The sequence below is a fragment of the Sulfitobacter pontiacus genome, assembly GCF_040790665.1.
Taxonomy (GTDB): domain Bacteria; phylum Pseudomonadota; class Alphaproteobacteria; order Rhodobacterales; family Rhodobacteraceae; genus Sulfitobacter; species Sulfitobacter pontiacus.
Genome location: NZ_CP160849.1, coordinates 1,565,451 through 1,579,082, shown reverse-complemented (window position 1 = coordinate 1,579,082; position 13,632 = coordinate 1,565,451). Strand labels below are relative to the sequence as shown.

The following is a 13,632-nucleotide window of genomic DNA, read 5'->3' as shown; positions in this document are numbered from 1 at the left end:
ATTTGCGAATGCACGGGTATAACTTGTCGCCATGACACACGCCGATCATATTGCGATCCTGCCGCGCCGCTGCGCGACTTTCCTGCGTGCCAACCTACTGCTGCTAATCCGCCTCTGAGCGTGCCATCCGGCGCGCCCGCTCAGAGGGAAGTGCCGCGCGCCACGGATTTAGATAGCAGAATGAAAGAACCCAAACGATGACAGATACCACACAACAAGACCGCGTCTTGATTTTCGACACGACATTGCGCGATGGCGAACAATCCCCCGGTGCCACCATGACCCACGCCGAAAAGATCGAGATCGCGGGCCTGCTGGACGAGATGGGCGTCGACATTATCGAGGCCGGTTTCCCTATCGCCTCCGAAGGGGATTTCGCCGCCGTCAGCGAAATCGCGAAGCTGTCGAAGAACTCGGTCATCTGCGGTTTGGCCCGCGCCCAGTTCGGCGACATTGATCGTTGCTACGAGGCGATCAAACACGCGGCCCAGCCCCGCATTCACACATTTATCGGCACCTCGCCGCTGCACCGCGCCATTCCGAACCTCACGATGGACGAAATGGCCGAGCGCATCCACGAAACGGTGACCCACGCGCGCAACCTTTGCGACAATGTGCAATGGTCGCCGATGGACGCCACGCGGACAGAGCTTGATTACCTTTACCGCACCGTGGAAATCGCAATCAAGGCAGGGGCGACCACGATCAACATCCCCGATACCGTTGGCTATACCGCGCCGCGCGAAAGCGCCGATCTGATCCGCAAGCTCTTGGAAAACGTGCCCGGCGCGGACGAGATCGTCTTTGCCACGCATTGTCACAACGACCTTGGCATGGCGACCGCCAACAGCCTTGCCGCCGTCGAAGCGGGCGCGCGCCAGATCGAATGTACGATCAACGGCTTGGGCGAACGCGCGGGCAACACCGCGTTGGAAGAGGTCGTGATGGCGTTGAAAGTGCGCAATGACATCATGCCGTTCCAGACCAAGATCGACAGCACCAAGATCATGAATATCTCGCGCCGTGTTGCCGCTGTTTCGGGCTTCGCCGTGCAGTTCAACAAGGCCATCGTCGGCAAGAACGCCTTTGCGCATGAAAGCGGCATCCATCAGGACGGCATGCTGAAGAACGCCGAAACATTCGAGATCATGCGCCCCGAAGACGTGGGCCTGACCGAGACCAACATCGTGATGGGCAAACACTCTGGCCGTGCGGCGTTGCGCTCGAAGCTGGAAAACCTCGGCTATGAACTGGGGGATAACCAGCTCAAGGATGTCTTTGTCCGCTTCAAGGAACTGGCCGACCGCAAGAAAGAGATCTACGACGACGATCTTATCGCCTTGATGCGCACCGCGACCGACCCTGAAAGCGACCGTATTGTGCTGGGTAGCATGACCGTGGTCTGCGGCACCGAAGGCCCGCAGAAGGCAGAGATGTCGCTGACGGTGGATGGTGCCGAAACCTCTACCTCGCAAACCGGTGACGGGCCTGTGGATGCCGCGTTCAACTGCATCAAGGCACTGGTCGATCACAGCGCGCGCTTGCAATTGTATCAGGTGCACGCCGTGACCGAAGGCACCGACGCGCAGGCCACCGTTTCTGTCCGGCTCGAGGAAGACGGCCGCATCGTGACCGGTCAGTCGGCCGATACAGACACCGTGGTGGCATCGGTCCGCGCCTATATCCACGCGCTCAACCGTCTGTTGGTGCGCCGCGAGAAGGGCGGCACCGACAAGCGCGAGATCAGCTATAAAGACGTGGTGGGTTAACCCGCCCGCTCTTCCCCCGCGAACGCAAAAAGGCCCCCGAAGTCGGGGGCCTTTTCTGTATCTGGTGGTCTGTCAGCGCAGATTAGAAATCTGTCAGACCCGCAAAAGTACCGGTCGCGCTTGAAAAGATGTTACCCAGCGAACGACGCTTGGAGGTACGGCGACCCAATTCATAGTTCACGCCGAAAGTCAGCTGGTCCACGTCCTCGCCACTGTCAAAGTCCAGACGGCCCAAGGCCAGCTCTACGTTCGCACCGGGAGTGAATTCATACTGACCGCCGATGGTGATCGACCGCACGTCTTCGGGCCCCAGATCCAGGAACCCGACAGAACCGATAGCAGAGAAGCCGTTGGCGAATTCATAGCCGCCTGCGACAGCGACAACGCTCAGATCATCCAGTTTTAGCAGGTCGGCCTGCACGTTGTATTGCGCGACGTCATAATCGGCATAGGCGGCGTAAAGCGTCTCGTCTTCGATGTGAACGAGGTCCAGACCGACGGTGCCAGTTGGGGTAACATCCCAAGCGGCGAAGATGCTGAAGGTCATGTCGTCCAGATCGGAGGAATCACCGATTGCGGCACCAAAGGTATGCGCGCCGGACTGATACGACCCGAACAGGCTGGTGACATCCGCGTCGAAGCCTTCGATGTCAAAACGCGAATAGTCGAGGCCGATGTTAAAGCCGTTGGCCAGAGCGTATTCAACGCCCACTGTGCCCAGATCGATATCGACGCCCTCGATAGAAATGTTCGACAGCTCACCCGAGAAGATGAAGTTGTCGTAGCGGTATTCGATGCCGCCGCCAAAGGATTTCACGTCGATCGTGCCTGCGCCGTCAACGTCGAAGTCGTGGAATTTCGCGAAAGCCGTGCCATAGGTCAGTTCGGCGGCAGCGGCGGTTGCGGTCACGCTCAGAAGCGAGGCGACAAAAATATTACGGATCATGCTGGTTCCTTCGCACAATTTACGGTTGCTCGTACCATGGCTCTTAGGCGCAGCGGAATCCGCCCGCAACACCCAAGCGAAACCGCCGCTACGATCCGTTTACTTGTGGTATTTTTGACCCGCCTGAACCGGTGCCCGACGCCCCTTAGCGATAGGGGTCCTTGGGGCTGCGATCCTCTGACAGCGACCGTTGCGAGCGTTCGACGATCATCACTGTGGCATCGGCCAGATGCTGGCGTTCGATGTGATGATCTCCGCGCGCGACGCGCAGCTTATGCGCCTCTAGCATCACTTCCGCGTGGGACGATCCGCGCGGCGGGATGAAGGTGTAGCAGGCCAGTTCGATCAGGAACCCCAGCGGGTCCTTGAAGTAGATCGAATGCATGAACCCGCGATCCTTCACGCCCGAATTTCCGATCCCCCGCTCCTTGAGCCGGTCGAGCACTTGATCAAACATGGCGCGGTCGACCTCGAACGCGAGGTGATGCACGCAGCCCGCGTCCATCGGCGTGCGACTGTAGACGGGTTTGCGGTTTTCATTGGTAAAGATGGTGATCAACCGGCCGTCGCCGGGATCGAAATACAGGTGCCCTTCGTCGGGATCGTCCAGATTTGGCTGATCGAAGATGAACGGCATGCCCAGCAGACCCTCCCAGAAGTCGATACTGGTCTGACGGTCCGCGCCCATCAGCGTAATGTGATGCACACCAATAACTTGAATCTTCTGCATTTCTCTCTCCCCCTATTGTCCGGCTTGCCGCAAACCATAGCGCGGTGGCGGCATCATGCCACCACAAAGGTCAACCCCCCTTTCGTCTTTGACCTCATCGGCCTATAAGCCGTTTAGCCCGTGACTTGTCAGAGTCGACGGGCCAAAATGAATTTTTGCAAGGTCCTGCTGCCCATGTCCGTTTTTGATCAATTCCGTGGTTTGTTCTCGTCCGATATGGCCATCGACCTCGGGACCGCGAACACCTTGGTTTATGTCAAAGGCAAGGGCATCGTCCTGTCCGAACCTTCGGTTGTCGCCTATCACGTCAAGGATGGCGTCAAAAAGGTGTTGGCCGTGGGCGAAGACGCAAAGTTGATGCTGGGCCGGACCCCCGGCAGCATCGAAGCGATCCGCCCCATGCGCGAGGGCGTGATTGCCGACTTTGACACCGCCGAAGAGATGATCAAGCATTTCATCCGCAAGGTGCACAAACGGTCGACCTTCTCGAAGCCCAAGATCATCGTCTGCGTGCCGCATGGGGCGACGCCTGTTGAAAAACGCGCGATCCGTCAGTCGGTGCTGTCTGCGGGCGCACGCCGCGCCGGCCTGATTGCCGAACCGATTGCGGCGGCCATCGGGGCGGGCATGCCGATCACCGATCCGACCGGGAACATGGTTGTCGATATAGGGGGTGGCACAACCGAGGTTGCGGTGCTGTCCTTGGGCGATATCGTCTATGCGCGCTCTGTCCGTGTGGGCGGCGACCGTATGGACGAGGCGATCATCAGCTACCTGCGTCGCCAGCAAAACCTGCTGATCGGTGAAACAACGGCCGAGCGGGTGAAAACCTCTATCGGGACCGCACGGATGCCCGACGACGGGCGCGGCACATCGATGCAGATCCGTGGGCGCGACCTGCTGAACGGTGTCCCCAAAGAGATCGAAGTGACCCAGGCGCAGATCGCCGAAGCGCTGGCCGAGCCTGTGCAGCAGATCTGCGAGGCGGTGATGACCGCGCTGGAAACCACCCCGCCCGATCTGGCGGCTGACATCGTGGACCGTGGCGTCATGCTGACCGGTGGCGGTGCCTTGCTGGGCGATCTCGATCTGGCGCTGCGCGAACAGACCGGGCTGGCCATTTCCGTGGCGGATGAACCGTTGAACTGCGTGGCCTTGGGCACCGGCAAAGCGCTGGAGTATGAAAAGCAGCTGCGCCACGCCATCGACTACGACAGCTAATCAGCGCAGCTATAACAGCCCGTGATGCGGCAGGACGGCGCTGCCCTCGCGGTGGGAAACGTATAACGCATGGCCATCGACCGATCCTCTTCGAACGATTTTGGGCGCCCGCTGCGCCGCTTGCTGCTGGCCGTCATCGTGCTGGTGCTGGCGGGCATCTTTCTGCTGTGGCGGATCGACAGCCCCCGTGTCGAACGGTTTCGCGCGCAGATCACCGACCGGATCGTCCCCAATCTGGATTGGGCGATGACCCCTGTTACCGGTACGGTGAACCTGTTCCGCGATTTCCAAAGCTATCAACGTCTGACCGTGCAGAACCAGGAACTGCGGTCCGAGCTGCGCAAGATGCAGACCTGGAAAGAGGCCGCGCTACAGCTTGAACAGGAAAACGCCCGTTTGCTGGACCTGAACAAGGTGCGGCTTGATCCGCGTTTGACCCATATCACCGGTGTGGTGCAGGCAGACTCCGGGTCGCCCTTCCGCCAATCTGTGCTGCTGAACGTCGGGGCCCGTGACGGCATTGTCGATGGCTGGGCCACGGTGGACGGCATCGGGCTGGTCGGGCGTATTTCCGGCGTGGGCGAAAACACCGCGCGCGTCATTCTGGTGACCGATACCTCTAGCCGCATACCTGCGGTGATCCAGCCGTCGGGACAGCGGGCGATTATTGCGGGCGACAACTCCGCCGCGCCACCGATTGATTTTCTCGAGAACCCCGACCTCGTGCGTCCCGGTGATCGGGTCAGCAGCTCTGGCGATGGCGGCGTGTTTCCTGCGGGTATCCTGATCGGTCAGGTCGCCGCCGACCCCGGCGGGCGGCTGCGCGTGCGTCTTGCGGCGGATTTCGAGCGGCTCGAATTCCTGCGCGTGCTGCGCCACCATGGCTCCGAAAAAGTGAACGAGGATGCGGCCGTGGTGCGGGATGACGCCACGGGCATGATCGCGCCCCTGCCCTTTGATCCTGCGACCGAATGATGGACGAACTGTCGCCCCTGCGATTGTGGCTGATGCGCGCGGCGTTTCTGGCGCTGACGGTGGTTCTGTTGTTTTTCCATCTGCTGCCGCTTGATACCCAGCCGATCGCGCTGTTCGCGCCCGAGCTGTCGCCCCCACTGGCCACCATCGACCCCGCAGAGGCGCGTCTGCGTGCCCTGCTGGACCAGGGCAGTGACCGCATCTGGATCGCCCCCGACCTGCTGATCGCCTTTGCGCTGGCGTGGTCTGTGCGGCGGCCCGACTATGTCCCCGCCCTGCTGCTTGCCGTCGCCTTCCTGCTGACGGACCTGTTGCTGCAACGCCCGCCCGGCCTCTGGGCGCTGCTGGCGTTGCTGGCATGCGAGAATATGAAAACCCGTGGCCGCACCCTGCGCGACAGCACCTTTGGCGCGGAATGGCTGGCGGTCTCCGTATGGCTGATCGCTATTTTGATGCTGAACCGGATCGTGCTATCGTTGCTGCTGGTCCCACCGCCACAATGGTCGCTGAGCCTGTTTGAGCTGGCCGTCACGATCCTGACCTATCCGGCTGTGGTGTTTGTGACCCATGCGCTGATGGGTGTGCGCAAATCCGCCCCCGGCGATCTGGACAGTATGGGCAACCGCTCATGAGGAGACCAAGATGAGACGCAGCAGGGCCGATAGCGAAGCCAGCCACTCCAAGCTCAGCCGCCGCGCTGTTTTGTTGGGCAGCGCGCAGCTGCTGTTCATGGGCGGTCTGGCCGCGCGGATGAATTACTTGCAGGTCGATCAGGCTGACCAGTTCCGCCTGCTGGCCGAAGAGAACCGGATCAACATCCGGTTGATCCCGCCTGCACGAGGCGAAATCTTTGACCGCAACGGCGTGCGGTTGGCGCAAAACGTGCCGTCGTACCGGATCGTGATCGTGCGCGAGGATGCCGATGATGTGGATGCGGTGATGGACCGGCTGGGCAAGGTCATCGACCTTGATCCCGAAATGCGCGACCGCGCGATGGCCGAAATCAAACGCTCCGCCCCGTTCCTGCCGGTGACCGTCGCCGATGATGTCACATGGGACGAGGTCAGCCGCGTGTCGGTCAACGCCCCCGCCCTGCCCGGTGTCAGCCCCGAGGTCGGCCTGACCCGTGTCTATCCCCGCGGGTCGGACTTTGCGCATATTGTCGGCCGTGTGGGCCGCGTGAGCCAAGCCGATCTGGACGCGCTGGAAAACCCCGATGCGGTGCTGCGCATCCCCCGTTTCCAGATCGGCAAGATCAACGTCGAGGCCCGACAGGAATCCCTGTTGCGCGGCTCTGCCGGCACCAAACAGGTCGAGGTCAACGCCACCGGCCGTGTGATGCGCGAACTGGCCCGCCGCGAAGGGCAATCGGGGGCGGATCTGCAACTTACCATCGATTCCAAGCTGCAGAACTTTGTGCAGGCCCGTCTGGGTAGCGAAAGCGCCGCCGTCGTGATCATGGATTGCGAGAACGGCGATCTGGTCGCCAATGCCTCTTCGCCCAGCTACGACCCGAACCTGTTCATCGGGGGGATATCCTCGGCCGATTATAACCCGCTGCTGCAATCGGAATACCGCCCGCTGGTCAACAAGACCGTGCAGGGCACCTACCCGCCCGGATCGACCTACAAGATGGTCGTGGCCATGGCCGCCCTTGAAGAGGGCATCGTCGGCCCCGAAGAAACCGTCTATTGCCCCGGCCACCTAGAGGTCGGCGGTCGCCGTTTCCACTGCTGGAAACGCGCAGGCCACGGCTGGATCGACCTGGAGAACTCGCTCAAGCAATCCTGCGACGTCTATTACTATGATCTGGCGATGAAAGTCGGGATCGAGAAGATCTCGGCCATGGCGAACCGCTTTGGTCTGGGCTGGAAACACGACCTGCCGCTGTCCTCGGTCGCTGCCGGCCTGGCCCCCACGAAAGAGTGGAAGCAAGCGACCAAGGGCGATTCATGGGTGATCGGCGACACGGTTAATGCCTCGATCGGGCAAGGCTTCACCCTCAGTTCACCGCTGCAACTGGCGGTGATGACCGCGCGGATCGCCACCAACCGCGCCGTGGTCCCGCGGCTGATCAAATCCATCGACGGTGTCGAACAACCCAGCGGCGCGGGCGAGCCTTTGGGCATGAACGAGAACAACATGCGGCAGGTGCGCAAAGGCATGTATTCGGTGGTAAACGACCGACGCGGCACCGGCTACCGGTCGCGCGTCATCGCCGAGGGTGTGCGCATGGCCGGCAAAAGCGGCACCAGCCAGGTGCGCAACATCACCGCGGCCGAACGCGCGCGCGGGGTCAGCCGCAACGAGGACCTGCCCTGGGAACGCCGCGACCACGCGCTGTTTGTCGCCTTCGCCCCCTATGACAAGCCACGCTATGCGGTATCGGTGCTGGTGGAACACGGCGGCGGCGGATCGACCGCGGCGGCCCCCATCGCCCGCGATGTCATACTGCAAGCGATCTATGGCGGCGAACCGCCGCTAGAGGCCTACCCCACCGCCGACCGCGGCCGCATCGCCGAGCAGCAAAAAGCCCTGCGCGCGATCCAGCCCCAAGCGGACTTCAGCGGGAAAGACCAAGCATGAGCTACCTTGAATATACGGTCAAACATGTCCCCACGGGCTTTGCCAAGATCCTGCACCTGAACTGGCCGCTGACCATCCTGCTGGCCGCTGTTTCGGGGGTGGGGTTCCTGATGCTCTACTCCGTGGCCGGTGGCAGCTTTACCCCCTGGGCCGAACCGCAGATGAAACGCTTTGCCCTTGGCATCGCACTGATGATCGCCGCGGGGATGGTGCCGATCTGGCTTTGGCGAAACCTTGCAGGCGTGGCCTATTTCGGGACCGTGATCCTGCTGATCGCGGTAGAGCTTTTCGGCGCTGTCGGTATGGGCGCGCAGCGCTGGATCGAGCTCGGATCGTTCCGCCTGCAACCCTCCGAGCTGATGAAGATCACGCTGGTGATGATGCTGGCGGCCTATTACGACTGGCTCCCGCCCAAAAAAACCTCGCGCCCGCTTTGGGTGCTGCTGCCGGTGCTGCTGATCCTGATCCCCACGGCACTGGTACTGAAACAGCCCGACCTGGGCACTGCGATCCTGCTGATGGCAGCGGGTGGCGGGCTGATGTTTCTGGCCGGTGTGCACTGGGGCTATTTCGCCGTGGTCATCACCGGAGCCGTCGGACTGGTGACGGCGGTGTTCCAGTCCCGCGGCACGCCGTGGCAGCTGATCAAGGATTACCAGTTCCGGCGCATTGACACGTTTATCGATCCCAGCACCGACCCGTTGGGCGCAGGGTATCACATCACGCAATCCAAGATCGCGCTCGGCTCCGGCGGCTGGACGGGGCGCGGGTTCATGCAAGGCACCCAGTCGCGCCTGAACTTCCTGCCCGAGAAACACACCGACTTCATCTTTACCACCCTGGCCGAGGAGTTCGGCTTTGTCGGCGGGTTCTCCCTGCTGGGTCTCTATGCGCTGATCATCGTCTTCTGCGTCGCGGCGGCGCTGATCAACAAGGACCGTTTCTCGTCGCTGCTGACCCTTGGCATCGCGCTGAACTTCTTTTTGTTCTTCGCGGTGAACATGTCGATGGTGATGGGGCTGGCGCCCGTTGTCGGGGTTCCCTTGCCGCTGGTCAGCTACGGCGGGTCGGCGATGCTGGTGTTGCTGCTGGCTTTTGGCCTTGTACAATCGGCCCATGTCCACCGCCCCAGATAGGAAGCCCATGCCCCTCAATATCCTTTTCGCCGCGCGCCCCGAACGCTGGGTGACGTATGAAACGCCGCTGCGCCAAGCGCTTGATGCCGCGGGGATCGCGGCTCACCTATCAACGGATATCGCCCCGCAGGACGTGGATTACATCGTCTATGCCCCCAACAGCCCCTTGCAGGATTTCACGCCCTACACGCGGGCCAAGGCGGTGCTGAACCTCTGGGCGGGGGTGGAAAACATCACCAATAACGAGACGCTGAAAATTCCTCTGGCGCGGATGGTGGACCCGGGGCTGACCAAGGGGATGGTGGAATGGGTCACGGGCCATGTGATGCGCTATCATCTGGGGTTGGACGCGGACATTCGCAAAACGGACACCGATTGGACCCCGCGCACCCCGCCGCTGGCACAGGAACGACAGGTCACCATTCTGGGGCTGGGGGCCTTGGGCGCGGCGGTGGCGGAAACGCTGGTCTATCTGGGGTTCAACGTCACCGGCTGGTCGCGCAGCCCCAAGGACATCGCGGGCGTCACCTGCCTACATGGGGACGCCGGGCGCGCAGATGCGCTGCGCCGTGCCGAGATCGCTGTGCTGCTGCTGCCCAACACGCCTGATACCGAAAACACGCTGAATGCCGAGACGCTGGCGCAAATGCCCGCTGGTGCCTGTATCATCAACCCCGGCCGCGGCGCGCTGGTCGATGACGACGCGCTGCTGGCAGCGCTCGACAGCGGCCAGATCGCCCATGCCACGCTGGATGTGTTCCGTGTCGAGCCCCTGCCCGCAGACCACCCCTATTGGGCGCATCCCAAGGTCACCGTCACACCCCACATCGCCGCCGAGACCCGCGCGACAACCGCTGCACAGGCCATCGTCGAAAACATCCGCCGCGGCGAAGCGGGTGAGGATTTCCTGCATCTGGTGGATCGCGCCAAAGGCTACTGACCCGCCCCGTATCAAGGGCGGAATTTGAGTTTATTTGGCAAAATGAAGCTGCAGCCGCGCGCCCCTTCATTTTGCCTCTTAAACTCTCGCCGAAGGCAGGCCGGCCGCGGGCGCTCAGCCCGCTGTCAGGCCGCGCCCCTTCAGCAAAGCCTCTACCCCCGGCAAGCGGCCACGGAACGCCTTGTACAGTTCCGCCGCGTCCTGACTCCCGCCGGTGGACAGGATGTGCTGCTCTAGCGCGGCGGCGCGATCGGGATCAAAGGCGCTACCGGCCTCTTCAAAGGCGGCGAAGGCGTCTGCGTCCATCACCTCGGACCACATGTAGCTGTAGTAGCCGCTGGAATAGCCGTCGCCGGAAAAGACATGGGCAAACTGCGGCGTGGCGTGGCGCATGGTGATTGCGGGTGGCATGCCCAGATCGGCCAGCACCTGCGCCTGTTTCTCCATCGGATCGGCGGGTGCCGCACCGTCGTGGAATTCGAGGTCGACCAGCGCAGAGGCGACATATTCGACCGTGGCGAACCCCATGTCGAAATTCGCGGCCCCCAGCACCTTTTCCAGCATCTCGGGCGGCATGGGGTCGCTTGTTTTGGCATGGGTGGCGAATTGGCTGAGCACGTCGGGCACTTCGAGCCAATGTTCGAACAACTGGCTGGGCAGTTCGACAAAATCACGCGCGACCGATGTGCCGCTCACGGATTCGTAGGTCACATCCGACAGCATCTGGTGCAGCGCATGGCCAAATTCATGAAACAGCGTGCGTGCATCGTCATAGGACAGCAGCGCAGGCGCGGCTTTGGCAAAGTTGCACACGTTGATCACGATGGGCGACTGCACGTCGGGGAATTTCGCCTGAGACCGCATGGCGCTGCACCACGCGCCCGACCGTTTCGATCCGCGTGCAAAGTAGTCACCGATGAACACGGCCACATGTTCGCCGTTGCGGGTCACTTCCCACGCGCGACAATCGGGGTGATAGAGCGGCACGTCGAGGGGCTTGAATTCGAGAGCGAACAATCGCGTGGCGCAGTCGAAGGCCGCGTCGATCATCCGGTCCAGCTGGAAATACGGTTTCAACGCGGCTTCATCCAGATCATGCTCTGCCACGCGCCGTTTCTGCGCATAGTAGCGCCAGTCCCACGGGGCCAGATCGGCGTTCACGCCATCGTCATGCATCATACGGGTCAGCACCTCGGCGTCCGCCTGCGCTTGGCGTTTTGCCGGGGTCCAGACATCCATCAGCAGCTGACGCACCGCTTTGGGTGTTTTCGCCATCTCTGTTTCCAGCTTGTAAGCCGCGAAATTTTGATAGCCCAGAAGCTTGGCCCGTTCCTCGCGCAGGGCGAGGATCTCGGCAGCGATGGCGCGGTTATCGGTATCGCCGCCATTGGCCCCACGGGACTGCCAGGCGAGAAACGCCTTTTCGCGCAGATCGCGGCGCGGCGAGAATTGCAGGAACGGTGTGATCAATGACCGCGAAAGGGTAATGACCGGCCCGCCTGCCTCTTTCTCCTCGCCCGCCGCACGGGCGGCATCGATGACAAAGTCGGGCAGCCCTTCCAGATCGGATTCCTCCAACGGCATGAACCAGCTGCGTTCATCCGCCAGCAGGTTCTGGGTGAACTGTGTCCCCAGCACCGCCAGCCGGTTCTTGATCTCTTTCATCCGCGCATCATCCGCCCCCTCCAGCGCCGCGCCTGCGCGCACAAAGCCGCGGTGGGTCAGCATCAACACCCGTGCCTGTTCGGGCGTCAGATCAAAACTGTCGCGATTTTCCCAGACGGAGGCCACGCGCGCAAACAGCGCCTTGTTGCTTGAGATGTCAGAGAAATGCGCAGAGAGCAGCGGCGAGAATTTGCGCTGCAGGTCTTCGCGCGTGGGGTTGCTGTCGGCCCCTGCGACGGTGAAGAACACGCCCAACACGCGATCCAGCTGGCTGCCTGCTTCCTCGAGCGCCTCGATCGTGTTGGAAAACGTCGGATCATATTCGCAGTCGGCGATGGCGTCGATCTCCATCCGGTGGGTCTGCAGGGCCTCGTCCAGCGCGGGGGCGAAATCATCGTCGGAAATCTTGTCGAAAGGGGCGATCTGAAACGGGGTGTCCCAATCCTGTAGCAAAGGGTTTGTCATGGCGGTCTCCTTTACGGATCAAGCTATGCACTGCGGCGGGGCAATACAATCGCAATACCCGCGCACCAAGCCGCCATATCGAGTCGTCTATTCGCCCGCGTTCCCGCAGATCGGACAGTCGTCCCGTTTGGAGACGCCGATCACGCGGTTCTCGCCGTAGAGCGCATCATACATCAGCATTTGCCCACGCAGCGGGGCACCGGCACCGGTGATCAGCTTGATCGCCTCGGATGCCATCATCGCGCCGATCACGCCGGGCAAGGGGCCGATCACCCCGGCTTGCGCACAGCTGGGGGCAAGATGGGCAGCCGGGGCTTGCGGGAAAATGCACTGGTAGCACGGCGCGCCCTTGGAGGGGTCAAAGATGCTCAGCTGTCCTTCCCATTGCGACAGCGCCCCCGAGATCAGCGGCAAACCGGCCGCGACACAGGTGCGGTTCACCAGATAGCGCGTGTCGAAATTATCCGTGCCGTCCAGCACCAGATCGTAGTCGGCGAAAAGCTCTGCCGCGATGTCTTCCGTCAGGCGGCGGTGATAGGGGCGCACGGTGACAAAGGGGTTCTGCGCCTCCATCTCGGCCTGCGCTGAAAACACCTTGGGCGTGCCGATGGCGCTGTCCTTGTGGATCACTTGCCGTTGCAGATTGGCATTCTCGACCACATCGTCATCGATCACACCAATCGTGCCGACACCGGCCGCCGTCAGGTATTGCAGCACCGGCGCGCCAAGCCCACCCGCACCAATGACCAGCACCCGCGCCTGCTTCAACGCCTTCTGCCCCGGTCCGCCGACCTCGCGCAGCACGATGTGGCGGGCATAGCGGTTCAGCTCTGTTTCCGAGAAAGTGCCAGTTTGCGCGGGGGGCGTCGGTGCGGCCACCGGTTCGGCGCGGGCGCGCAGGCGGTTCAACACCCAGCTATAGCCAAAGATCAGCAGCAGAAATCCCGTCAGCAGCAGCCACGGGGCTGCCGAGCCACCCGTCGCTACGCGCAAGGGGTGCGCTTCGGGCAGCAAGAGGTTCAACCCGATCACCAGACCAAACAGCATGCCCAACACCACGACGCGCCGTTCGCGCGGCTGGCCGAACGCAGCCCCCGCGCCCCAGATCAACGCGGCCAGTCCCAGCACCAACAGCATCAGACGCCTCCGCCGGTGACATAGTGATGTGGTTGCATGAATGATTGGCGCATAAGGCCCCC

General features: G+C 62.1%; 11 protein-coding genes. 7 read left to right on the top strand and 4 right to left on the bottom strand.

All coding sequences use genetic code 11. The annotated features are described in order from the left end of the window. Nucleotides 1–197: 197 nt before the first annotated feature. The gene (locus AB1495_RS07730; RefSeq protein WP_074636017.1) at nucleotides 198–1,769 is read left to right on the top strand and encodes a 2-isopropylmalate synthase; all 1,572 of its coding nucleotides are present in this window, start codon (nucleotides 198–200) and stop codon (nucleotides 1,767–1,769) included. Between the two features lie 82 nt (nucleotides 1,770–1,851). Here the strand turns inward: AB1495_RS07730 and AB1495_RS07725 are convergent, their stop codons facing one another. Together AB1495_RS07725 and AB1495_RS07720 are read right to left on the bottom strand one after the other, a co-directional pair. Beyond that, nucleotides 1,852–2,715 (bottom strand): porin, encoded by an 864-nt coding sequence (locus AB1495_RS07725; protein WP_037943172.1) that lies wholly within the window; start codon nucleotides 2,713–2,715, stop codon nucleotides 1,852–1,854. A gap of 145 nt (nucleotides 2,716–2,860) precedes the next feature. Then, nucleotides 2,861–3,445 carry a VOC family protein gene (locus tag AB1495_RS07720; RefSeq protein WP_005851333.1) on the bottom strand — a complete coding sequence of 195 codons (585 nt, stop codon included), beginning with the start codon at nucleotides 3,443–3,445 and terminating at the stop codon, nucleotides 2,861–2,863. A 174-nt stretch (nucleotides 3,446–3,619) separates the two neighbouring features. Here AB1495_RS07720 and AB1495_RS07715 point away from each other — a divergent pair, with 174 nt between their 5' ends. From AB1495_RS07715 to AB1495_RS07690, 6 genes are all read left to right on the top strand, one after another. Then, on the top strand, nucleotides 3,620–4,666 hold the full coding sequence (locus AB1495_RS07715; RefSeq protein ID WP_037944896.1) for a rod shape-determining protein: 1,047 nt from the start codon (nucleotides 3,620–3,622) through the stop codon (nucleotides 4,664–4,666). A 69-nt stretch (nucleotides 4,667–4,735) separates the two neighbouring features. Beyond that, nucleotides 4,736–5,641: a rod shape-determining protein MreC gene (mreC, locus tag AB1495_RS07710; protein ID WP_009825979.1), complete on the top strand. Its 906-nt coding sequence runs from the start codon at nucleotides 4,736–4,738 to the stop codon at nucleotides 5,639–5,641. After that, nucleotides 5,638–6,273 (top strand): hypothetical protein, encoded by a 636-nt coding sequence (locus tag AB1495_RS07705; RefSeq protein ID WP_005851327.1) that lies wholly within the window; start codon nucleotides 5,638–5,640, stop codon nucleotides 6,271–6,273. The genes mreC and AB1495_RS07705 overlap by 4 nt, the downstream gene beginning before the upstream one ends. A gap of 10 nt (nucleotides 6,274–6,283) precedes the next feature. Further along, nucleotides 6,284–8,227 (top strand): penicillin-binding protein 2, encoded by a 1,944-nt coding sequence (mrdA, locus tag AB1495_RS07700; protein ID WP_005851326.1) that lies wholly within the window; start codon nucleotides 6,284–6,286, stop codon nucleotides 8,225–8,227. Further along, the gene (gene rodA / locus AB1495_RS07695) at nucleotides 8,224–9,363 is read left to right on the top strand and encodes a rod shape-determining protein RodA (protein ID WP_074636019.1); all 1,140 of its coding nucleotides are present in this window, start codon (nucleotides 8,224–8,226) and stop codon (nucleotides 9,361–9,363) included. The genes mrdA and rodA overlap by 4 nt, the downstream gene beginning before the upstream one ends. A 7-nt stretch (nucleotides 9,364–9,370) precedes the next feature. Then, nucleotides 9,371–10,303, top strand: a complete 933-nt coding sequence (locus AB1495_RS07690) for a glyoxylate/hydroxypyruvate reductase A (protein ID WP_074636020.1) — start codon at nucleotides 9,371–9,373, stop codon at nucleotides 10,301–10,303. Nucleotides 10,304–10,417: 114 nt separating this feature from the next. Here AB1495_RS07690 and AB1495_RS07685 read toward each other — a convergent pair whose 3' ends face one another. Further along, complete coding sequence (locus AB1495_RS07685; RefSeq protein WP_074636022.1) at nucleotides 10,418–12,433, bottom strand: M3 family metallopeptidase; 2,016 nt, start codon at nucleotides 12,431–12,433, stop codon at nucleotides 10,418–10,420. A gap of 87 nt (nucleotides 12,434–12,520) precedes the next feature. Then, nucleotides 12,521–13,570, bottom strand: a complete 1,050-nt coding sequence (locus tag AB1495_RS07680) for a molybdopterin-synthase adenylyltransferase MoeB (protein WP_074636024.1) — start codon at nucleotides 13,568–13,570, stop codon at nucleotides 12,521–12,523. Between the last annotated feature and the right edge of the window lie 62 nt (nucleotides 13,571–13,632).